The sequence below is a fragment of the Cyclobacterium plantarum genome (assembly GCF_011290685.1).
Lineage (GTDB): Bacteria > Bacteroidota > Bacteroidia > Cytophagales > Cyclobacteriaceae > Cyclobacterium > Cyclobacterium plantarum.
Genome location: NZ_JAANYN010000001.1, coordinates 957536 through 977830, shown reverse-complemented (window position 1 = coordinate 977830; position 20295 = coordinate 957536). Strand labels below are relative to the sequence as shown.

18 protein-coding genes are annotated in these 20295 nt (G+C 43.1%); 7 read left to right on the top strand and 11 right to left on the bottom strand.

Annotation, left to right across the window (positions count from 1 at the left end):
* Positions 1-21: 21 nt before the first annotated feature.
* The 4 genes from G9Q97_RS04060 to G9Q97_RS04045 all read left to right on the top strand — a co-directional run bounded on the left by G9Q97_RS04060 (position 22) and on the right by G9Q97_RS04045 (position 6351).
* Entirely contained in the window at positions 22-2349 is a 2328-nt protein-coding gene (locus G9Q97_RS04060; protein WP_166143361.1) for a PIG-L family deacetylase, read from the top strand.
* Between the two features lie 157 nt (positions 2350-2506).
* Positions 2507-3406: an ROK family protein gene (locus G9Q97_RS04055; protein ID WP_166143359.1), complete on the top strand. Its 900-nt coding sequence runs from the start codon at positions 2507-2509 to the stop codon at positions 3404-3406.
* A gap of 148 nt (positions 3407-3554) precedes the next feature.
* Positions 3555-4913: a vanadium-dependent haloperoxidase gene (locus tag G9Q97_RS04050; protein ID WP_166143358.1), complete on the top strand. Its 1359-nt coding sequence runs from the start codon at positions 3555-3557 to the stop codon at positions 4911-4913.
* A gap of 79 nt (positions 4914-4992) precedes the next feature.
* Positions 4993-6351 (top strand): flavin monoamine oxidase family protein, encoded by a 1359-nt coding sequence (locus G9Q97_RS04045; RefSeq protein ID WP_166143356.1) that lies wholly within the window; start codon positions 4993-4995, stop codon positions 6349-6351.
* A gap of 1 nt (position 6352) precedes the next feature.
* On the opposite strand, the gene G9Q97_RS04040 is transcribed toward G9Q97_RS04045, so the two are convergent.
* The 3 genes from G9Q97_RS04040 to G9Q97_RS04030 all read right to left on the bottom strand — a co-directional run bounded on the left by G9Q97_RS04040 (position 6353) and on the right by G9Q97_RS04030 (position 8591).
* Positions 6353-6913: a DUF1349 domain-containing protein gene (locus G9Q97_RS04040; protein ID WP_166143354.1), complete on the bottom strand. Its 561-nt coding sequence runs from the start codon at positions 6911-6913 to the stop codon at positions 6353-6355.
* A gap of 211 nt (positions 6914-7124) precedes the next feature.
* Complete coding sequence (locus G9Q97_RS04035; RefSeq protein ID WP_166143352.1) at positions 7125-7850, bottom strand: hypothetical protein; 726 nt, start codon at positions 7848-7850, stop codon at positions 7125-7127.
* 300 nt (positions 7851-8150) lie between these two features.
* Positions 8151-8591, bottom strand: a complete 441-nt coding sequence (locus G9Q97_RS04030) for a hypothetical protein (protein ID WP_166143350.1) — start codon at positions 8589-8591, stop codon at positions 8151-8153.
* 198 nt (positions 8592-8789) lie between these two features.
* Between G9Q97_RS04030 and G9Q97_RS04025 the strand changes: the two genes are divergently transcribed.
* A complete protein-coding gene (locus G9Q97_RS04025; protein ID WP_166143348.1) occupies positions 8790-8972 on the top strand; it encodes a hypothetical protein in 183 nt (60 codons plus the stop codon).
* 339 nt (positions 8973-9311) lie between these two features.
* On the opposite strand, the gene G9Q97_RS04020 is transcribed toward G9Q97_RS04025, so the two are convergent.
* The 8 genes from G9Q97_RS04020 to G9Q97_RS03985 all read right to left on the bottom strand — a co-directional run bounded on the left by G9Q97_RS04020 (position 9312) and on the right by G9Q97_RS03985 (position 18935).
* Entirely contained in the window at positions 9312-10358 is a 1047-nt protein-coding gene (locus G9Q97_RS04020; protein WP_166143346.1) for a hypothetical protein, read from the bottom strand.
* Between the two features lie 206 nt (positions 10359-10564).
* Complete coding sequence (locus G9Q97_RS04015; RefSeq protein ID WP_222851902.1) at positions 10565-11296, bottom strand: sulfotransferase-like domain-containing protein; 732 nt, start codon at positions 11294-11296, stop codon at positions 10565-10567.
* Entirely contained in the window at positions 11293-12207 is a 915-nt protein-coding gene (locus G9Q97_RS04010) for an aminotransferase class IV (RefSeq protein WP_166143344.1), read from the bottom strand. The genes G9Q97_RS04015 and G9Q97_RS04010 overlap by 4 nt, the downstream gene beginning before the upstream one ends.
* A 160-nt stretch (positions 12208-12367) precedes the next feature.
* Positions 12368-13663: a threonine synthase gene (gene thrC, locus G9Q97_RS04005; protein ID WP_166143342.1), complete on the bottom strand. Its 1296-nt coding sequence runs from the start codon at positions 13661-13663 to the stop codon at positions 12368-12370.
* A gap of 29 nt (positions 13664-13692) precedes the next feature.
* Positions 13693-14637: a homoserine kinase gene (locus tag G9Q97_RS04000; protein ID WP_166143340.1), complete on the bottom strand. Its 945-nt coding sequence runs from the start codon at positions 14635-14637 to the stop codon at positions 13693-13695.
* A 1-nt stretch (position 14638) separates the two neighbouring features.
* Positions 14639-17086, bottom strand: coding sequence for a bifunctional aspartate kinase/homoserine dehydrogenase I (thrA, locus tag G9Q97_RS03995; protein WP_166143338.1), 2448 nt, complete (start codon positions 17084-17086; stop codon positions 14639-14641).
* Between the two features lie 458 nt (positions 17087-17544).
* Positions 17545-18225 carry a head GIN domain-containing protein gene (locus G9Q97_RS03990; RefSeq protein ID WP_166143336.1) on the bottom strand — a complete coding sequence of 227 codons (681 nt, stop codon included), beginning with the start codon at positions 18223-18225 and terminating at the stop codon, positions 17545-17547.
* A gap of 29 nt (positions 18226-18254) precedes the next feature.
* Positions 18255-18935: an SDR family NAD(P)-dependent oxidoreductase gene (locus tag G9Q97_RS03985; protein WP_166143334.1), complete on the bottom strand. Its 681-nt coding sequence runs from the start codon at positions 18933-18935 to the stop codon at positions 18255-18257.
* Positions 18936-19017: 82 nt separating this feature from the next.
* On the opposite strand from G9Q97_RS03985, the gene G9Q97_RS03980 reads away from it, so the two are divergent.
* A complete protein-coding gene (locus tag G9Q97_RS03980) occupies positions 19018-19896 on the top strand; it encodes a mechanosensitive ion channel family protein (RefSeq protein WP_222851901.1) in 879 nt (292 codons plus the stop codon).
* Positions 19889-20221, top strand: coding sequence for an MGMT family protein (locus tag G9Q97_RS03975; protein ID WP_166143332.1), 333 nt, complete (start codon positions 19889-19891; stop codon positions 20219-20221). Before G9Q97_RS03980 ends, G9Q97_RS03975 begins: the two co-directional genes overlap by 8 nt.
* Positions 20222-20295 lie beyond the last annotated feature (74 nt).

Genomic DNA, 20295 nt, shown 5'->3' with positions numbered 1-20295 from the left:
ATAAAAAACAGATAAAAAGATATGTTAGCAAATTACCCACTTTCGAAAACTGAAGAGGCTTTTTTTAAGGATTCAGAAACAGAAACTATCACCACAAAAATTCCTTACCTCACAGTAGATAATTTTCCAAAACTTGGATTACTTACCGCTTGCAGGTTTTTGGAATGGGTTTCAACCAACCCTGAGGGAGTTATCAGCCTGCCCACAGGCAAAACTCCGGAGTACTTTATCAAATGGACCAAGTTTTTGCTGGAAAACTGGGATAAGAAAAAGGGATTGGAATTAAGGGAGAAGTACGGTTTGAAAGATTGCAAAAAACCTGTGCTAAAAGACCTGCAATTCGTTCAGATTGATGAATTTTACCCCATTTCTTCCCAGCAAAAAAACAGCTTTTACCATTATGTAAACAAGTTTTATATAGAAGGATTTGGTCTGGACCCAAAAAAGGCCTTGTTAATCAACTCAGATGAAATACAATTGGCAGAAGGGAAATCATACAAGGAAATATTCCCGGATTCCAAAGTAGATCTATCCTTGCGGTACCGGGAGTACACCAATAATCTGGAAAGATTACAACAGGAATCCATTTACCTGATAGATCAATGGTGTGGAGAGTACGAAGCCAAAATCAGGGAAAAAGGTGGTATAGGATTCTTTGTCGGGGGTATAGGTCCCGATGGACACATCGCATTCAATACCCGGGGCACCGATATCTTTTCAACCACCCGGCTAACGGAAACCAATTTTGAAACACAGGCAGTGGCTGCCGGAGATCTGGGCGGGATTGAAATTTCATCCAATCGTCTTGTTATCACCATAGGGTTGGATACCATTGTCCACAACCCTGAAGCCGTGGCCATCATTATTGCTGCAGGAGAGGCCAAAGCCCCTATTGTCAAACAGTCACTGGAACAATCCATGACCAATGTATTTCCGGCAACTGTTCTTCAAAAATTAAAAAATGGCCGGTTTTACCTCACAAAGGGAGCTGCTTCCAAGCTGACTGACAGTGTGGATCAATATTATTTCACTGGAAAATGGAGTTTCACCAAAACCGAACGATCGGTATTGGACCTTTGTAAAAGGCTTCAAAAATACGGCCACCGGATCACCCTGGAAGACCTGAAGAATGACAAATACACCAGCCAGATTCCAAACCTGAACGAAAATACGGTTAATGAAGTCATTCAAAGCATCAGTAGCAAGATCGACAAGGGAATGGAAGAGGAAAAAAATGAGGTCCTCCTGCATACCGGTCCCCACCATGATGACATATCTCTTGGCATACTCCCTCAAATAACAAAGCAACTTCATGAGAACAGCAATGAGGCTCACTTTGCGGTGCTAACTTCCGGTTTTACTGCGGTTACCAATTCCTTCGTGATCGATACCTTAAAAAGTACCAAGAAGTTTTTGGACGAGGGACGCATACAAATGGTCAAGTTCGATGATTTTTATGAATCCGGGTTCAAATTAAAAATGGATAAAGACGTCTATCATTACCTGACCAATGTAGCATCAGAAAATGCAGAAGAGCGGTTAAGAGGGCTTTGTCACAGGGTAGTAAGAGCGATCGTTTTTACTTTTGGCATCAAGTCCACCATGCAGCTCCGGGATCAAATCAATGAAATCATTACGGTTTTGAAAAATTCCTATGATGGGGAGAAAAACCCAAAAAACATCCAAACCCTTAAAGGGATGATCAGGGAGTTTGAGGAAGAACTTGTTTGGGCGCATTTTGGCGTGCAGGTTAAGAACGTTCACCATTTGCGATTGGGTTTTTATACCGGAGATATTTTTACAGAACAGCCGGATAAGAAAAGAGACGTAGAGCCCATATTGAATATGCTTAGGGAGATCAAACCTACCAAGCTCAGTCTGACCCTGGACCCTGAAGGCAGCGGACCCGACACCCATTACAAAGTATTACAGGCAACTGCCGAGGCTGTCAGGCAATGGAGCCTGGAAGAAGACCTGAGCAACTTCAAGATCATTGGATATAGAAATGTATGGTTTAAATTTGATGCAGCTGAGTCCAATGTGATCGTACCGGTCTCTTTAGGTGACATGTCTGTTATGGAAGATTCTTTCGCCAATTGTTACCTGAGCCAGGTCAATGCCTCCTTTCCAAGCTATGCCCATAACGGGAAATTCAGCACCCTTGCCAGGAGAACCTGGGTAAACCAATTAAGTGATGTTCAACTTTTATTGGGCAAAAATTATTTTTACCAACACCATACGGCAAAAGTCAGGTCCAGTCATGGATTGATCTTTTTCCGTGAAATGGACGTAGAGGATTTTCTGGTAGAAGCCAGGGAGCTGGAGAAATCAACAGAAGGTATGTTGTAATCCTTCCAAGCGAAAAGTTATATCCGCAGGTGGAAATAATTTTCCTGCGGATATTTGCTTTTAATGTCCTCTCCTAAGCTGGGCAATAATGAATGACAGGAAAGGTAACACCGGGTAAATTTTACATCGGGTAATTCCCGAAAACACAAACAAAAAAATGAAAGCAAGCAATACGGTTCTTGGAATGGACATTGGTGGTACTAAAATCAGTTCCGGCATCATCCGTGATGGCAAAATAGCAGAAAGAATACAAAGCCAGACCCCTGCCAGTTTGCCCCAGGAAGAAATACTTGATGCTATTTCTTTACAGATTTCAGCTTACAAGAAATTTGATTTCCAAGCCATAGGAATTGGTATACCTGGCCTTGTAGATCCTATTAAGGGTATTGTTTACAACCTTGCCAACATTCCCTCTTTTCAAAAGGTAAATTTAAAATCCTACCTTGAAAATAAATTTAAAGTTCCTGTAGTGGTAAACAATGATGCCAATTGCTTTGCATTGGGAGAGTACAAATTTGGCCCGGCATTGAGCCACCGGCACGTTGTAGGCATTACACTGGGAACGGGCATTGGAACGGGCATCATCGCCAATGGCCACCTTTACACAGGACAACTTTGTGGTGCCGGAGAGTGGGGAGCAGTACCTTATCTGGACCAAACATTTGAGGATTATTGCAGTAGTAAATTTTTTAAAAATCAAAACAGGTATAGCGCCAAGAAATTATCAGCAAAAGCAAAAGAAGGAAGCCCTGAAGCCCTGCAGATTTTTAATGAATATGGCCAACACCTTGGGCAACTGATCTATAGACTCTTGCTTACCTATGCTCCTGAAGCTATCGTCATCGGAGGATCTATCAGAAAAGCCTATCCCTATTTTGAGAAAGGCATGCAAGCCATCATCAGTGAATTCCCTTACAAACCAATTTCCGGAAATTTGAAAATCTATGTTTCCGAACTGGATGATTCTGCAATTCTTGGTGCCATTTCTTTAGTAGAAGAAAATGAGTTTTTAGTTAAATCCGAAAATCAATCAGCCCCCAGACCCTCTTTGGCCTAAATTGAAGCCGGTTGATAAAACACAGCCTTTTTTGATTGGTACAAATTTTCAGGCACCCTCCTGTTCCCTGTTGAGGTTTATGGATTTATTGAATACATTTGCTTATACAAATGGATCAGCCATGGCAAATAAAATGATAATAGCTTTTATGTTATTTTTATTTCTGGCCGGAAATAAAAATATTTTAGCCCAATCTGCTACTTATGAAGCTCAAATCAAACATGAAAACCAAGAGGTGGCTTGGATGATCGACCATTTATTTTCCATCACAGAAGTCATGGTTACTGATGTGGCCACACCCCCGGGGGCTGCCAGATTTTACAGTTATTCTCTTCTGGCTGCCTATTTGGTTTTTCATAAACACAACAACATTGACCAGGACCCACTCTTGAAAAACCTGGAAACACCTTTGCCTTATCCCTTGCCAAAACCAGCTTTAGACAACGTTTCTCTCAACGAATCTTTCTCGGCAATGTATGCCATGCTGGAAGTAGGAAAACAATTGATGCCCTCTGGCAAAAACCTGGAAAAATCGCAGGAAAAACTTATTGAACAATTTGTAAAAAATAAATTCCTTAAGAAAAAGGCCCTGCCAGCAAATATCCGGTATGCCGAAGCGCTTGCAGCACTGGTTTTGCAATATGCCAAAGAGGATGGCTACGCATATCTGAGCACCTTGAAGCGGTATAGCCCATCGGCCGGTGAAGGGAAATGGTATCCCACACCACCTGCCTACATGTCTGCTATTGACCCCGAATGGAAAACCATCAGGCCATATTTCATAAAAGATGCTTCAGCTTTCAGCCCCAAGCCACCTGCTGAGTTTTCAATGGAAGAAGGCAGTTCATTTCACCAACAGGTACATGAGGTGTATTCGGTCACCAATGCCTTATCCCAAGAACAGCGGTTGATCGCCAATTTTTGGGATTGTAATCCTTTTAATGTGTCTTATAGTGGCCATATGGCCATAGGTCTCAAGAAAATTTCTCCTGGAGGGCACTGGATGGGTATCACTGGTATTGCTGCACTTAAAGCCGGGCTAGACCTCAAAAGCAGCATCTACATCCACACACTCGTCGCTATGGGGCTTCATGATGCATTTATCAGTTGCTGGGATGAAAAATACAGAAGTGACCGCATCAGACCCATTACCGTGATCAATGAATACATCGACCAAAGCTGGAGGCCCATCCTGCAAACACCGCCTTTCCCGGAATATACCAGTGGTCATAGTGTTATTTCCAAGACCAGTGCCATCATCCTTACTTCATTTTTTGGTGATAACTTTAGTTTTATAGATACCTCCGAAGTTTTTTTTGGTCTCCCGGAACGTTCCTTTGATTCATTCCTGCAGGCTTCGGATGAGGCCGCCATTTCCAGATTGTATGGGGGCATTCATTTCAGGGATGCCATTGAAGTAGGTATGGAGCAGGGGGAAGCAATAGCCCACTACATCCTGAACAAAGTCGATTTACCCAAAGATATACTGCTTACTGCAGATCAGTAAAATAATTTCCCTACTTAACCCCTCTTTGGTAATATAAAAGTGTATTTTTTATATATTCAGGAAAAATCATTTTATTCCAATGAAAAGAAGAGATTTCCTTCAGGCCACTGCCCTGCTGGGTGGAGCCTTGACCCTTCCGGCAAAGGGATACCCAAATCTATTACCTGCAAAGAAGCCTAAGCAGGTGTTGGTTATCGGAGCGGGCTTATCCGGACTTGCTGCCGCCTGCAAACTCAAAAAAGCAGGAATAAAGACCACCATCCTGGAGGCCAGAAACCGGGTGGGTGGTCGGGTATTTTCGCATCAACCCCTTGATTCCCTTACCGTAGAGATGGGAGCCGAATGGGTAGGTACATCCCATAACAGGGTAATCGAACTCTGCGAAGAGTTTGGCCTTGAGCTTTTCGATAACCGGTTTGAAACGGATTTGATCTACCATGGAAAGCATGAAAGCGTTGGAAATTGGAGCCTATCCCCTGAAATGGAAACTTTTTGGAGTAATAAAAAGGCATATTGGGAACAGCTTTCCAGCAAAGAAAAAGAGAAAATGGATCGAATGGATTGGTGGAGATTCCTGTCCAGAAAAGGCTTTTCTGACAGGGACATTGACATCAGGGAATTACTAGACAGTACTGATTTTGGCGAATCGATACGCAAGGTATCTACCTATTGTGCATTGGCAGAATATGCCGAAAGCAGTGAAAAAAACGAAATGGACCTTAAAATTAAGGGTGGAAATGACCTGCTTCCCAAAAAAATGGCCGAATCCATTGGCAGCGATTCGATTCTGTTGGGTAGAAATGTTTCGCTGGTAGAGCAATCCCGTGACGGTGTGAAGCTGACTTGCAGCAACGGAGAGGTGTACCTGGCCGATCAATTGATTTGCACAGCTCCAACCTATATGGTAATGAAGATCAACTGGCAACCTGGCTTGCCAACGGCCATGACCGATGCATTAAATGGTTTGCAGTACGCCAGAATCGGGAAATTTCCGGTGGTATTTTCTGAACGTTTTTGGGGAAGGGAAAATTTTGACTGCCTAACCGACGGCGTTGGACATTATTTTTACCACGGCACCAAGGACCAGCCGGGTCAAAAAGGCGTACTGGTGGCCTATGCCATCGGTGATAAAGCAGAAGTATTGCATGCGCAGCCCAAAGAGGTCCGACTAAAACTTATACTCGATTCGCTTCGGCCTGGCTTTGGCGACCTCAGCAAGTTGGTGGCAGGAGAAAGCAGCTATTACTGGGGAAAGGATCAATATTCCTATGGGGCTTATGCCCAATATGGAATAGGACAATGGTTTGATCTGATGCCTGTGCTCAAGAGACCCTTCAAATCTGTATATTTTGCCGGAGAACATTTGGCAGAATGGCAGGGATTTATGGAAGGAGCCATAAATTCAGGAGAGGAAGTTGTGGAACAAATGCTTTCCTGAGTTAATTCGTTTGAAATTTCAGGGGTTCAAAATCAATTTCAAACCCTTTTCCTTTTGGGGAAGCGGCCATCGGCCCAAGCTGTAAAGAAGCGCAGGGAGGGAAAAAAGCCAACCGAAGCAGCTGAAATCGAACGCCATCGGTACTGAAGAAAATTTCCACATGGTCTTTCCCCCGCTTAGCCTGAATCCAAAAGTTTGAAGGGATTTCCTGTAGGTCCAAGACAGACCAATCGGAAAAATCTCTGGTCACCACAACACTTGCCTTGGCAATTCCATCTACATACTCAATTCCTGCCTTGATCCAGTTGGCATCATCAAGACGGAGCATAAGACCTGCCTGATCATAAAGGTCCCGGTATTGCCCCGAAAATTCAAGCTGACAGGTAAATTGTCCCTCCAATTCTTTGTAGAAAAAGTGACCGTCATTTTTGACAAAGTCATAATGTGTAATGCGCCAAAAATCGCTCTTCCTATCGGTTGTCCACCGAAGCCTTGATTTATTTATAGACCATTCCCGGGGTTCATTCAGCCATTGAAATCCCTCCCAACTATTCTCGGACATGCTTTTTAAATTTAACCATCTGAACCTGGTAAAATGCCTGAACTCATGAATAAACAAATGCACTTTTGAGCCATTTCTGTCTCCACGAAAACGCACCTGGCCACTGCCCTACTCGCTTTATCTCCTCGAACAAACTCTCAAATTATTTCACAGATTCAGCCGTTGACCTGGTCCTATGATGAGTGCTTCATTAAGGGGGCTTATTGGTTTTTTACTGTCTTGTTAAAGTTACCTCAATTTCCTGGTAGTACAAAACAGTCAACCCTTCAAATCCGGAATCCGTACCTACAATCAGCCATAGGTTTCCCTCCTCATCGGCCAGAACTTCCTGTGGCCGATCCATATTATCGCGGGATATAATCTCGTATACAAAATCATCCCCCGCTATACCAATGGTTCCCAGACCATACATGTCCTGACCATCCTGGGCTTGATTCCCTTTATCGATATTCATTCTATGGTATGTAGTCTGCGCCTCCTCAACTGGCTCCGGAAGCGGTTCATGATTTACTGCACCGGCCTTTAAAAAAACAGAACCGCCAGGGCTTCCACCTATGCCAACAGAATTCTCAGGATAGCTGGAGGCAAGTTTAATGTTAAAAACCACCTCATACCTTCCACCGGGCTCCAATCCCGAAATTTCCTTTTTAAGGAACATGAATAAATCATCACTCCGGTTTTGCCCCTGAATTTTTATGGCCTGACCAGTTTCTCCTGTTTCCTCCGGCAAATCAGCCAATTCAACCCCGAGTTCATAACTATCCAATCCATCAACCGGCAAATCAGCAAATCCTCCGGCCCAACCCTTCATGTCGGAATCGAAACTGTCTGAAATCACCTTTATATCTTCCGCGGGCCGAGTGTCATCTTCTACACAGGCCATAGTTACCGATATCAAGACCAGAAATAGTCCGATCCTTTCAAATAAAGGCTTCATAAAATACAACTGCTTTTTCCTGAATATTAATTTTTCTGTACCTTTCATGTCTTTATAATTGTTTGTCAATGGTCACATGCCTGCTGTTAGGCAGACAGGGTATCTTTTTCCATTATAATTATCATTGCCCTGCGTGTTTAATGATTATTTTAATTTTGTTGTATTCAATATTTTTTATTTTTTTTCCATTGGCCTAAATATTTCCCTTACCCGTAATCCTGGCAAACTGTCCCAGCTACCGGGAGACGCTTTCATTCATTATAAACCTCACCCTATATGACCTTCTCTACATGTCCGATTTCATATATATTTGGCCTTAAAGGTTAAATCGGTTTTTCCATACAACTTCAGATTCCCATTCGATAGCTGGCAGGATTGAATGCTTCGAAGTTCATCTATCAAGGATAAAGAAAACTGGCTATTGCAACATTGCTGGTTAATGTGCTGTATATTCCCGAATGTAATACTTTGGTTACCTGCCTGGTACCTATACAGACCATAAACCTTTGTTGCCTCGAGCTGAACCAGAAAAATGGAATCGTTGACAAACTCCAGATAGTACCGTGGACCCTTTAACAATCTTCCTGAAGCATCCCCCAGTTTGGTTGGTACAAATTCCCAAGTGGACTGAGCCAGGGATACCATTGGCCTGGGTGTTTTAGTCCATCTCTCCTTATATGGAAAAATTAGGGCCAGCAAAAGCAAGGCCCAGATTATGGGAATATAATATTTTGTCATCATCCATTTTATTATTTAAACTCCTTCCAAGGATTCCAGGACCCCTTAAAGCACTCTTCAATACAAGTGTTTTTTCGAATGGAATCCACAGACAGGAAGTCTGGAACCTTTATCTTCATTGACGCAAAAATCAATCCGATTGCTACATATTAATGGCATGATTTTGGTCAACTTAACAGACTGTAACTAATAATAAAAAAAATGATACTTGTACAACAACATCCAACCAACCTTCCCCTCCTGAACCTTACTGGTGACAAGGTGGACAAAAGATCCAATAGAAAAACGCCTGGAACATCGGGAGACGGTCCTCGGCCACCAAGAAGAAATGAATATCCGGATCAGGGGAAAGACAAACCCGAGGAAAAAAAGAAAAAAGAATGAAACCGAAAATGAGTTTCTATTTCCCCGGAAATAAAGGGATCGTAACCCACCCTTCAGCTACAAGTCCTGCTGAAAGGAAGGTAAAGCAGGGAAAAGGGTGAACTGGCTTTAAGACTCAATTCCATTCAATCAAGTTGGCCAAGCGACCATCTCTCCCACTACTATAGCTATTTGCTACTTGTCCTGTACATTAATTGTGCGGGGACAAACGAATATACGTACGCAATTTGCTTTCCTTCCGGACCTCTTTTCATACTAAATTCCAAATGGTCTTAAAATACCTCTATAGAATCAAATAAGAATGGATTAAAGCCAGATTTTGGTGGAAATTGCGCACGCTTAATTGACATCAATCACCATTTTACCGAGGGATACCACCACTTTCAACAAGCGGTCATGTATGTTTTTTCTGGAGGTGGCGTAGGATTCCTTGTTGTAGCAATCGGTAAAATCGCTCAGGTGAAGAAAAAGTTTTTCCCCACCGTCAGTCAATTCCACACTGATTTTAAGGCCACTGGAATACTCCAATTGAACCATATCCATCTGCCTGAGTTCAGGTTCACTTTTCCGGCCTGTCAGCTTATTAAAAAATAGTTGCTTTTTGTAATCCGATATGCTCACCAACTCCTCGTGCATGGCATCAGAGGGTGGTTTGTTTCTGAAGCGGTCAAATATTTTTTTGTTTTCTCCTTCTGAGGTAATATTAAAGGTTTTCTCACCATACAATTTATACCTGATCTGAAGGTCTACATGAAAATCATACAGGCTTTTTTCTTCCCCTTTAAGTTTTTTTACAAGGGAATGAATAAGATCAAACTGTTTTTCAACGTTAGCATCTTTATCCAAATCCATGATGACATGATTTTTCTCATCGAAGGCTAGAAACTCCTGAATACCATCATCCATGCTCATGATCTTTTCCTTAAGGTCATCATAGCCGGCATGGGATTCTTTGTAGGCCCCATTATTTTTGGTAATGATTTTATCGATTTGCTGGGAAAGGACGATACTTTTGACCACAAGTTTGGTCTTATCGACATCCATACCTGGATATCCATCACCAGCCAAAAATGCGTGAGCAAACAAAGCGGCCTGTTGATGGGCATTGAATACCAGAAACCTTCCTTCGGGATTGGGATAACCAATAATGGTTCGTTTCAAATCATGGTCAAAGCCCAAAACAAAGTCAAAATCCTGTCCCTTAATCTTCTCCAATGCGGGCAATAAAAACTTATAGTTCATGTTTTCATCAGGAAATTTTTCCGGATCATAAAACAAAGTTTCCAAAGGGCACTCATTCACAAAACTGGCACCTTTTGCAGGTTCAGGCAGGTAAATCAATCCCTTGGGCGTAACATTAACATCAACAGGCTGGTCGTTTTCCATTGCTTAACTTTTTTCAAATTTGAGTATGTACTTAGTTCATGTACATTTCCGAAGTGCTGGCCCGGAAAATTTTTCATTTTTCTCCTGAATTACCGGGCGGAAGGAATAATATTCAAAATTATGTTTTAAAAAACCACAAAGCAAGTATGAAACCCAACCTTTCTGAAATAATCGCTATTTCAATCAAAAATTTAATCAGGATTGGCCTAAATGGAATAATCCAGCAGCCTCCGGTACAAAGGTTCACAGGTAGCCAGGAGGGGGAGCAAATGCCCAGGCAGGGGTTCCCTTTTTTCCTGATACGGCTGGAAACCAGTAGAATTGTGCACATTCTGGTACCAATACCTGGCCCATACCCCATCTTCCGGAATAGGACCGGCCTTCCATTTGAGCATCTGCTGATCATAGGGTATTTCACAAGCCTCACACAATTTAGTGATTTGACCCTCAGTATCCATTAAGAATTTTTTGGCATCCATTACCAGACAAGGGTACTTATTGCCCTTAAGGTATTGGAGCAAATCCCATTGCATGGCATAGCCAATATCCTCCATGACCGGTTTTTCTATAATTTTGGAGAAGGACAAAAGCATTTCCTTGGGATCTCTGGTCAAAATAATATTGATGCCATTTTTCATAAACGACCAATCTAATCCAATCAGGTGATGGGTCATATTTTTAAAAAAGACAATGGGTCTGTCAAATTCTCCAAGCATGTGTTCCACCACTTTTTTGCCATCATTTTCCATCCGGGCCAGGATTTCGTTTGCTCCGGGGTGATAGGGTTTTGAAGGTGAAAGCTTCAGGTAGTGGGCATATAGGGGTTCGTCTTCAACTACCGTATCCTTTCTTTGGGCAAAGCCATACATCAAGGCTGTTGAAATATTTCTTGGTCCGGACCAGAGGAAAAGTCTTTTGGGGTATTGCAGTTTACTCATGATTGGATTTCTTTTTCTATTAAACTTTCATACCCCTTTCTAAGCTGCTTTGTCAGAGGCCCTGCCTCCTGCTTTCCTATTGGCTTGCCATCGATTTTAATTACAGGAGTAAGTCCGCCAAACGTTCCGGTCACGAATGCCTCATCGGCACCATAAACGTCAAACAGGGAAAAATTCTTCTGATGGCAGGTAATCCCATGTTTTTCGCATACACGGATGATGTTTCCTCTTGTAATGCCGTTCATGCAATACTGGCCGGTGGAAGTCCAGACTTCTCCGTTTTTTACCATAAAAAAATTAGTCGCATTACAGGTGGATACAAAACCGTGAATATCCAGCATCAGGGCTTCGTCGGCCCCGGCTTCTATGGCCTGTATCAGGGCTTGTACCTCGTGAAGTTTGCTATGACAGTTTAGCCTTGGGTCCAGGTAATCCGGAGACCCTCTCCTGATGGTACTGGTAAACAGGCTGATGCCCTGATTTTTACTTTCATCTGCAGCTTGTTTATGCTCTGCAATGATCACCAGGTTGGGCCCGGAAATGGTGAGTCTGGGATCCTGGGATGGGGTTGCCTTAATTCCACGGGTCAGCATCACCCGGACATGGATATGGTCTTTCATCTCATTGATGGCAAGTGTTTGACGGATTTGATCCATCAGTTCTTCCTTACTGAATGGAATGGCTATACCCACGACTTTAGCCGATTGCCACAAGCGGTCCAGGTGCTGGTCTATAAAAATCAAGCAGCCTTTATGGACGCGAAAAGCCTCCCAAACTCCGTCACCTACCAGATATCCACTGTCAAAAACAGAGATTTTTGCTTCCTCTCTGGGAAGAAACTCCCCATTTACAAAGATCTTTACCGACTTATTTCTTTCGTCTTGCTTTGCCTGATGTGTCCCCTTAACCATAGATTTAATTTTGTTTAACTAGATTACATACAAAGACCCCGGCAGGAACCTCAAGACAAATATGGCCTATCTTGCCCAGGTTTAACTGTGTTGATCGAGGTTTTTTGACGTAAAATAATCGAAATAGCAGGAGCTTCTGAAAACAGGAGATGAATCCCATTCAAATGCTCAACAAATACTTTTTAAACTCAAGGTAATCGTTCTCCATTTTATCCACCTTCTTTTCTTTTTCCATAAAAGCCTGTAAGCGGTCGGGAAGATCTAGCCTGATGGACAAGGTATCTTCCACTACATTCCGGAATTTTCCGGGATGGGCCGTCTCCAGAAATATCCCCGTACAGGGAGCAGGCTGAGCTCCCATAAAATCTTTCAGGCCCAAATAGGCCACAGCACCATGTGGATCCATCGTGTAACCGGTTTGGTTTTTTACCTTCAGCATGGCCTGGCGGGTCATGTCATCGGTATAAAAATACCCTTTGACTTTTTCCTTTAATTGGGATTCATCGTTTCCAAAAAGGGCCAATAAGCGGTAAAAATTACTGGGATTCCCTACATCCATACTGTTACTGATGGTTTGAAGAGAGGGTTTTGCCATAAAATTCTCCCCTTGAAGGTAATCCGGTACTACTTTGTTGATATTGGTTGCAGCCACAAAATAGGAAATGGGCAACCCCATTCTTTCCGCCAGTATTCCTGCTGCAAGATTTCCGAAATTTCCACTGGGAACGGAAAACACCAATTCCCTTTCCTTTTTTGGTAACCTGGAATAAGCATAAAAGTAATAAAGGCATTGGGGAATCCACCTGGCAATATTGATCGAGTTGGCAGATGTAAGTAACATTTTGCTGTTCAGATCCGGGTCGAGAAAGGCTTGCTTGACCATTTTCTGGCAATCGTCAAATACACCGGCCACTTCAATTGCCCTGATATTGCCTCCCAAAGTCGTGAATTGTTTTTCCTGCAGCTTACTCACCTTTCCCGAAGGATAAAGAATGATCACTTCTACCCCATCCACCCCAAAAAACCCGTTGGCCACTGCACTTCCCGTATCACCGGAAGTCGCCACCAAAACTTTCAAGTCCCGCTTATCCTGGAGCATACTCATCAATTTGGAACAAAATCTGGCACCGAAATCCTTGAAAGCAAGGGTAGGTCCATGAAACAATTCCAGACTGTAAACTCCCTCCTCCACCTGTACCAGTGGGGCATCAAAGGTCAGCGTGTGGTCCACCAATGAATTGATTTGTTGCTGGCTAAGGTCGTCAGAAAAAAGAGATCCGATGATTTCATAGCCCATCTCCCTGAAAGAAAGTCCAGGCAAGCGGTCAAAGAAATCAGCAGGCAATACCGGTATTTTCTCAGGCATGTACAAACCCTGATCGGGAGCAAGTCCTTTGATGACAGCCTCTTTTAAATCAACTTTATAATCTGCGTTATTGGTACTGTAATATTTCATTGCAAAAGTAACCCAAGGGTAATAGGATGTTAAATCTCTTCTTCGATAATATAGGCACCGCGCGTATTGATGGCGGAAACGTAAAGATCTATGGGGAGCTGCATTGTATCAAATACCTGTTGGGCTAAGCGGCTGACCTCCCAGGCTATCTCCTCAGAGGGAGATAAAATAAAAATGGTGGGCCCGGAACCGGAGATGCCGCAGCCCAGCGCACCGGCAGGCTTGATCCCCTCCTTGACCTCATCGTATCCGGGTATCAAAACCGAGCGGGAGGGCTCAGCGATAACATCATTCAGCGATCTGCTGATGAGTGCCATGTCCTCCTGAAACAAACCGGCCACCAATCCGGCAATATTCCCGGATTGGGTGGTGGCATCCTGCAGGGATACATTTCTTCTCAACACACTCCTGGAATCAAAGGTATTGAGTACCAGGTGAGGGTGCACCAGCGTACAGTACAATCCCCTGGGTACATGGAGGGGGATGACATCCAAAGGATGATATTCCCGGATCAAAACGAACCCGCCCAAGAGTGCGGGGGAGACGTTATCGGCATGAGCCGCACCACAGGCAATTCGTTCTGATTCCATCGCAAAAGGCAACAAATCCTTTTTTTCAAAAGGGTTTCCCAGCAAGGTATTGGTGGCCATCAATGCAGCTACTGCACTGGCAGCACTAGAACCCATTCCGCTTCCCAAAGGCAGGCCCTTAAAGAGTTCTATCTCTAGTCCTCCTTTAAAATCAAGTTCTTTCATCATGGCCATTATGGCCACACTACAGGTATTTTTTTCCGCTTCATAGGGAAGTTTACCTTTATCTCCTTCAATTTTGGTAACCCTGACACCGGGTTTATCAGAAAGGGTCACCGCTACTTTATCCCCTAAGTCTTCCACTGCAAAACCCAAAATATCGAAGCCACAGGAAACATTGGCTACGGTAGCAGGTGCGAAGGCGGTCACTTTTTGCTTTTCCATCTTACCTTGAATAATTACCTAACCTGATGATGTCTGCAAAAACTCCCGCTGCGGTGACATCTGCGCCCGCACCTGGTCCCCTGATGATCATGGGGAATTCGTGGTACCTCTCTGTGGTAAACAAAATCATATTATCGCTTCCCACCAGAGAATAGAAAGGATGGTTGCTGCCCACTGATTTCAAGCCCACGGTAGCTTTTCCGTTTTCCAAAACGGCCATAAACCTAAGTTTTTCTTTCTTTTTATCGGCTTCTGCGAGTAATTGCGTAAAGTGGCCATCATGAGAAGCCAGCTTTTCCAGAAATTCTTCTACCGATTCAATATGGGCACAATCCTCCGGCACCATACTTTGTACGGATACATCCTCAAAATGTAATTCCTGTTCGGCCTCCCTGCCCAAAATCAATATTTTTCGGGCTACATCCATTCCGCTCAGGTCATCCCGGGGATCAGGTTCAGTGTAACCTTTCTCTTTTGCCTGAGCCACTACCTTGCTAAATGGAATTCCCTTACTCAGTTCACTAAAAATATAATTCATCGACCCACTCAGTACTCCTTCAATTTTGAGGACTTTGTCCCCGCTTAATATGAGGTCCTGAAGGGTGTTGATTACCGGCAATCCTGCCGCCACATTGGTTTCGTATAAAAATTTGATATTTCGCTGCCCGGAAAGTTTCTTTAATGACTTGTATTTTTCCAGCGAACCCGAGTTGGCTTTTTTATTTGGAGTAACTATGGCCACTTTAGATTCCAACACCCTTTCATAGGTATCTGCGACTTCCTGACTGGCAGTACAATCCACCAAAACAGAATTGGAAAAATTCATGCTGTTCATGGTATTCAAAAACACGGGGAGGTTCATTGGCAGATCCTTTTCAGATGGCACGGGAACAGTACTCAGGTCAAAGCCGTCTTCATCAAAAGCCATAAACCTGGAATTGGCCAGGCCGTGGATCTTGATATCCAGCATGTATTCTTCCTGCAATTTGTTCAATTGGCTTTGGATCATTTTTATCAGGGTTTTGCCAATTAGCCCTACACCCACCAAAAATACGTGCAGTACTTTATTGTCTGACAAAAAGAAAGCTTCATGCAATGCATTCAAGCCTTTTTGAAGATCCGATTGTTTGATTACAGCGGAAATATTCAATTCAGAGCTTCCTTGTGCGATGGCTGAAACATTGATATTGTTTCTCCCCAGGGCCTGAAACAACCTGCCACTGGCACCGGGGTAATGTTTCATGTTTTCACCTACCACAGCTATCACTGCCATGTTGGGCATGATCTGCACCTTGTCCATCTCACCTGCCAGAATTTCATAATGAAACTCCTTCTCCAGTACTTCTCTAGCCACTTCTGCATCTTCGCTTTTGATAGCGATACAAATGCTATGCTCGGAAGAAGCCTGACTGATCAGTACCACATTAATGAGCGACTGGGCCAAAGCACCAAAAACCCTGCTGCTTACCCCTACTACTTCCACCAATCCTGAGCCCTGCACATTGAGCAGGGAGATCTGGCTCAGTGAGGAAATGCCCTTGATCAGCTTGTTGGTTTCTGAAGTTTCACATATGAGGGTACCTTCATCCTCTGGTTTGAAAGTATTTTTAATGTAAATGGGCACCTTCCTTTTCATGGCAGGCTGCATGGTAGCAGGAAACACAACCTTCGCCCCAAAATGAGAAAGCTCCATGGCTTCGCTATAGCTGAGCTGTGGTATGGTAATGGCTGAATACACCAATTTGGGATCCGCTGTCATGACGCCTGAAACATCCGTCCAGATTTCCAAAACGTCAGCCTTCAGCGCTGCAGCAAAAATGGCCGCTGTGTAGTCCGACCCACTTCTTCCCAGAGTAGTCGTCTCTCCTTTATCGGTGGATGCAATGAAGCCGGTGATAACTGACAGCCCCTTCTTTTTGGAATAATAATCATAGATCAACTGATTGGTGGTGGGAAAAACTACTTTGGCATTACCAAAGCGGTCGTTGGTACGAATCACATCTCTTGCATCAACAAAATGCGTGTTGAGCCCACTCTCTTTCAAAGCCTCCGCCATGATAAAGGCAGAAATCCGCTCTCCAAAACTTACTACATAATCTGATGTTCGTGGCGAAAACTCCTTGATCAGGTAGATACCATGATAAAGATCCTCCAGTTCATTGAACCTGATTTTGACATATGTCAGTACTGCAGATTGCTTTTGAACCGTTATCAGGTTTTTGACCAATTGAAGGTGTCGCTTTTCCATCGAAAGCAACAGGGGCTGATAATCCGGATCATTCTGCTTGGCCAGCTCTGCACATTTCAATAAATCCTCCGTAATTCCACCAAAGGCTGAAAAAACCACAGCTATATCATCTTTTTGGGACGATCTTTTAACAATGGAGAGAACATTTTTTATTCTTTCCAAATCAGCGATTGACGAACCTCCGAATTTTAATATTTTCATTGTTATTTATTATCGGTTAAAATGTAATCTTTGAGATCTGCAAAAGACCTTTTGGTATTGGGATAATATGGATCAAACACGGGATTACCCCGTAATGCCCGTAATGAAAGTGGTGCTAATACGGCTAAAAAATAGACTGCAGTATGCTACCCGAATAGTTTCGGTAATGGAAAGATTTGAAATAATTTTTACTGCGAAAACCATGATTATTTGTTTGAAGGGACAATTCTAAGGACAAATTTTATATATCACAAGTTTTTTTGATTAGAAATACCCGGCTGCCCTCAGATAAAAACCTGATTGCCAAACCAGAAAAGTAGGACCGGAACCCGGAGTTTTCCTGGTTGAGACAGAGCCTCTGCCACAGATTCAGCCTGGCTTTGATCACCTTACTTTCAGACCCTGAATTCCAAGCCCTGCCTTCTGGCAGAGAAAGAAATAACCGGAACGAAAATTGTCTAGAATTCTTCTATCACCCCACCGATGCTTTCCTTTACATCAATCTTATCGGGATCACCTTTGTATTTTATTCTCCCCCGGGTTGCCGCCGTCCCTGTAAGAGACTCCAACACTTCAAATGTGCCATATGCGTTGGTATTGGTCCTTACATGAGCATTTTTTACGATCAGGTTTTCCCCATCTATTTCCGCATTGGTAAAGGCATTGTAATCCAATTCATCTGCACTTCCTTTCACATACATTTTGGAATTGGTCTTTGCCTCCAATTTCAATTCACCGGCTTTTACTTCTGCTTCCAGGTAGCCATTGGTAGCCACTGACAAACTGACGGTCTTGCTTTCCAGGGGATCCCTGATAAATGCCCGGGCCCCGGTTTCCACTTCTACCACATCCAGCTTGGTATAGGTCACCTTTACCTTTACCGAGCTGGATTTTGGATTGGACCCAGAGACCTTGATCTCAAGTTTCCTTTTGTCCACATCTGTCAAAATCTCACCCAATCCGATCCCTGAAGCGGTGATTTCTATTTCATGTTGATCTCCCCGAACAAACTCGGCTTCAATGGAATTGCTCACCAATACCTGATCAAATGCCTTCAAAGTTCTGGATTCAGAGGCTGTCTGAGCCTGAACCCATGTAAAGGATAACAGCAGCACAAAGGCTAAGCACAAATTTTTCATATCAGTTATTTGGTTAATTGATTTTTGAATTAATATACGCCACCGTATAATTTAAATGTCATGTTTCTGAGCGATACATTGCTGGCTGCATAATGCATGGCTTCAGCTATTTCAGATGGTTTTACCCACTGCCCATGATCGGCATCCGGCATGGACTCCCTGTTTTGAGGGGTGTCGATGATGCTGGGAACAAATACATGGGACCTGACTTTGAAATCAGAAGTCTCATTGGCAGTAAATTCAGCCAAATCTATCACCAGGCCCTTGCTCAAAGCGTATGCCAGGACGTCCTTCCCCTCGTTGGGTTGAAGGGCAGGTTTAGCTCCTACAAAAAGAAAAGTGCCATTATTGGCCTTTTTCATCATGGGAAGAAAATATTTTACCATATTAAAGGCGCTGAAAAAATTCAACCGAATCATTTTCTCCAGGTCTCTTGAGCTGGTCTCCTCTATACCCCCCATGGCAAAACCTCCCACGAGCAATGCCATGCACTCCAGTTCACCATATTGCATCTGGTATTCTTTACTAAATTCCTGCACTGAATATTCGTCGGTAACATCCACCTGGTATACATCATCCGCATCCTCCACCTCATCCCCGCTATCAGGCTCGATAATGGCAATCACTTTAAATCCTTCCCGCTTGAATTTGGCCACAACTGCTTTTCCCAGATTTCCTGCACTTCCCGTGATGATAATATTTCTATTCATGCTATTGTTTAGTTTGGTTACAATCCGATACTTTTGCATGACAAATGCAAAAACATAAAATTAATATTTATTTTTAAGAAACATGGTGGAATTAGGAAAAAGCAAGATTGAGGCCACGGAAAGACGAAAACGAATTGTTTTTGTGATAAAGGTGCTTACCTACCTGGTTTTGGTATTCCTCAGAGAATACCTGGACTGGAAAAATGAACCTTTGCTCATCCGGTTGACTCCTTTAATGGATGCACTGTCTCTGCTCCTGGCCGGAAGTGTGCTGATTTCATTGGGCCGGTTATTCTTGGTTCGGTTTTACCTGAGAAAAAAGAAATCCGACTCCCTGCACAACAATTTTGTTCTGGGCATCAATTACATCGCCAGCATGTTGAATGTAATTGTTTTTCTATTTGCCATCATGATCTTCATTCAGATCAAACCTTCAGAATTTCTGGGTAGCATCACTTTGGTGGCCGCCGCCATTGCCTTATTGTCCAAGGATTACATTACCAACATGATCAATGGTCTGATCATCATGTTTTCTGACCAGATTACCCTTGGGGACTATATACAAGTGGCAGAACATAAGGGTAAAATACAGGATATCACTTTATTGAATGTGGTGCTAACCAATGATGACAGCGATTTGGTCATGGTGCCCAACAGCCTGATCCTTGCCTCTCACATAATCAATCACAGCAGGCAGAGTGTAAGGCGGTTAACTTTCGAATTTGAACTTAAAAATCAGGCTGGTCTGAACGTGGACCAGACAGAGCAAAAGCTTAAGAATGCCATTAAACCCTTTGGGCACGAGGTAAAATTACATCGCATAACACTTAAAGCGCTTGAAATACATAAGGATATCGTAAAAATGAAGCTTCAGGTCCAACTCAACACCAATTCTAAAGAACAGGAAAAGAAAATCAGAAGAAGCATCAATCAAAGCATTATTGATTTGGGGCATGAATAAAACAAACTTCTTTGACCTGGTATATCAGGTAGTCAGGCTGATTCCAAAAGGCAGGGTCAGTACTTATGGAGCCATCGCAAACTACCTTGGAAGTAAAGGCAGTGCCAGAATGGTCGGCTGGGCCATGAATGCAGCCCACCAACACAAGAACATTCCTGCCCATAGGGTAGTCAACAGGTTGGGGCTGTTGACAGGTAAATCTCACTTTGCCGATAAAGACCAAATGCAAAGGCTATTGGAAAAAGAAGGTGTTCGGGTGATCAAGGACCAGGTTCAGGATTTTGATATACTTTTTTGGGATCCCAATCAAAACCTACTTTTATAAGGATCCAGGTAATGCCATATTTTTCAGCAAACAGGTAATTTTTTTTAAAAAAATTATTTAAACGGTAAACTTTT

Coding starts and splice junctions, on each gene's coding strand:
- G9Q97_RS04035 (WP_166143352.1), bottom strand. CDS start 7,850: ATGAAGCCTTTATTTGAAAGGATCGGACTATTTCTGGTCTTGATATCG.
- G9Q97_RS03980 (WP_222851901.1), top strand. CDS start 19,018: ATGGTGGAATTAGGAAAAAGCAAGATTGAGGCCACGGAAAGACGAAAA.
- G9Q97_RS04050 (WP_166143358.1), top strand. CDS start 3,555: ATGTTATTTTTATTTCTGGCCGGAAATAAAAATATTTTAGCCCAATCT.
- G9Q97_RS03985 (WP_166143334.1), bottom strand. CDS start 18,935: ATGAATAGAAATATTATCATCACGGGAAGTGCAGGAAATCTGGGAAAA.
- G9Q97_RS04025 (WP_166143348.1), top strand. CDS start 8,790: ATGATACTTGTACAACAACATCCAACCAACCTTCCCCTCCTGAACCTT.
- G9Q97_RS04055 (WP_166143359.1), top strand. CDS start 2,507: ATGAAAGCAAGCAATACGGTTCTTGGAATGGACATTGGTGGTACTAAA.
- G9Q97_RS04010 (WP_166143344.1), bottom strand. CDS start 12,207: ATGGTTAAGGGGACACATCAGGCAAAGCAAGACGAAAGAAATAAGTCG.
- G9Q97_RS04030 (WP_166143350.1), bottom strand. CDS start 8,591: ATGATGACAAAATATTATATTCCCATAATCTGGGCCTTGCTTTTGCTG.
- G9Q97_RS04000 (WP_166143340.1), bottom strand. CDS start 14,637: ATGGAAAAGCAAAAAGTGACCGCCTTCGCACCTGCTACCGTAGCCAAT.
- thrA (WP_166143338.1), bottom strand. CDS start 17,086: ATGAAAATATTAAAATTCGGAGGTTCGTCAATCGCTGATTTGGAAAGA.
- G9Q97_RS03975 (WP_166143332.1), top strand. CDS start 19,889: ATGAATAAAACAAACTTCTTTGACCTGGTATATCAGGTAGTCAGGCTG.
- G9Q97_RS04040 (WP_166143354.1), bottom strand. CDS start 6,913: ATGTCCGAGAATAGTTGGGAGGGATTTCAATGGCTGAATGAACCCCGG.
- G9Q97_RS04045 (WP_166143356.1), top strand. CDS start 4,993: ATGAAAAGAAGAGATTTCCTTCAGGCCACTGCCCTGCTGGGTGGAGCC.
- G9Q97_RS04020 (WP_166143346.1), bottom strand. CDS start 10,358: ATGGAAAACGACCAGCCTGTTGATGTTAATGTTACGCCCAAGGGATTG.
- G9Q97_RS03990 (WP_166143336.1), bottom strand. CDS start 18,225: ATGAAAAATTTGTGCTTAGCCTTTGTGCTGCTGTTATCCTTTACATGG.
- G9Q97_RS04060 (WP_166143361.1), top strand. CDS start 22: ATGTTAGCAAATTACCCACTTTCGAAAACTGAAGAGGCTTTTTTTAAG.
- thrC (WP_166143342.1), bottom strand. CDS start 13,663: ATGAAATATTACAGTACCAATAACGCAGATTATAAAGTTGATTTAAAA.
- G9Q97_RS04015 (WP_222851902.1), bottom strand. CDS start 11,296: ATGAGTAAACTGCAATACCCCAAAAGACTTTTCCTCTGGTCCGGACCA.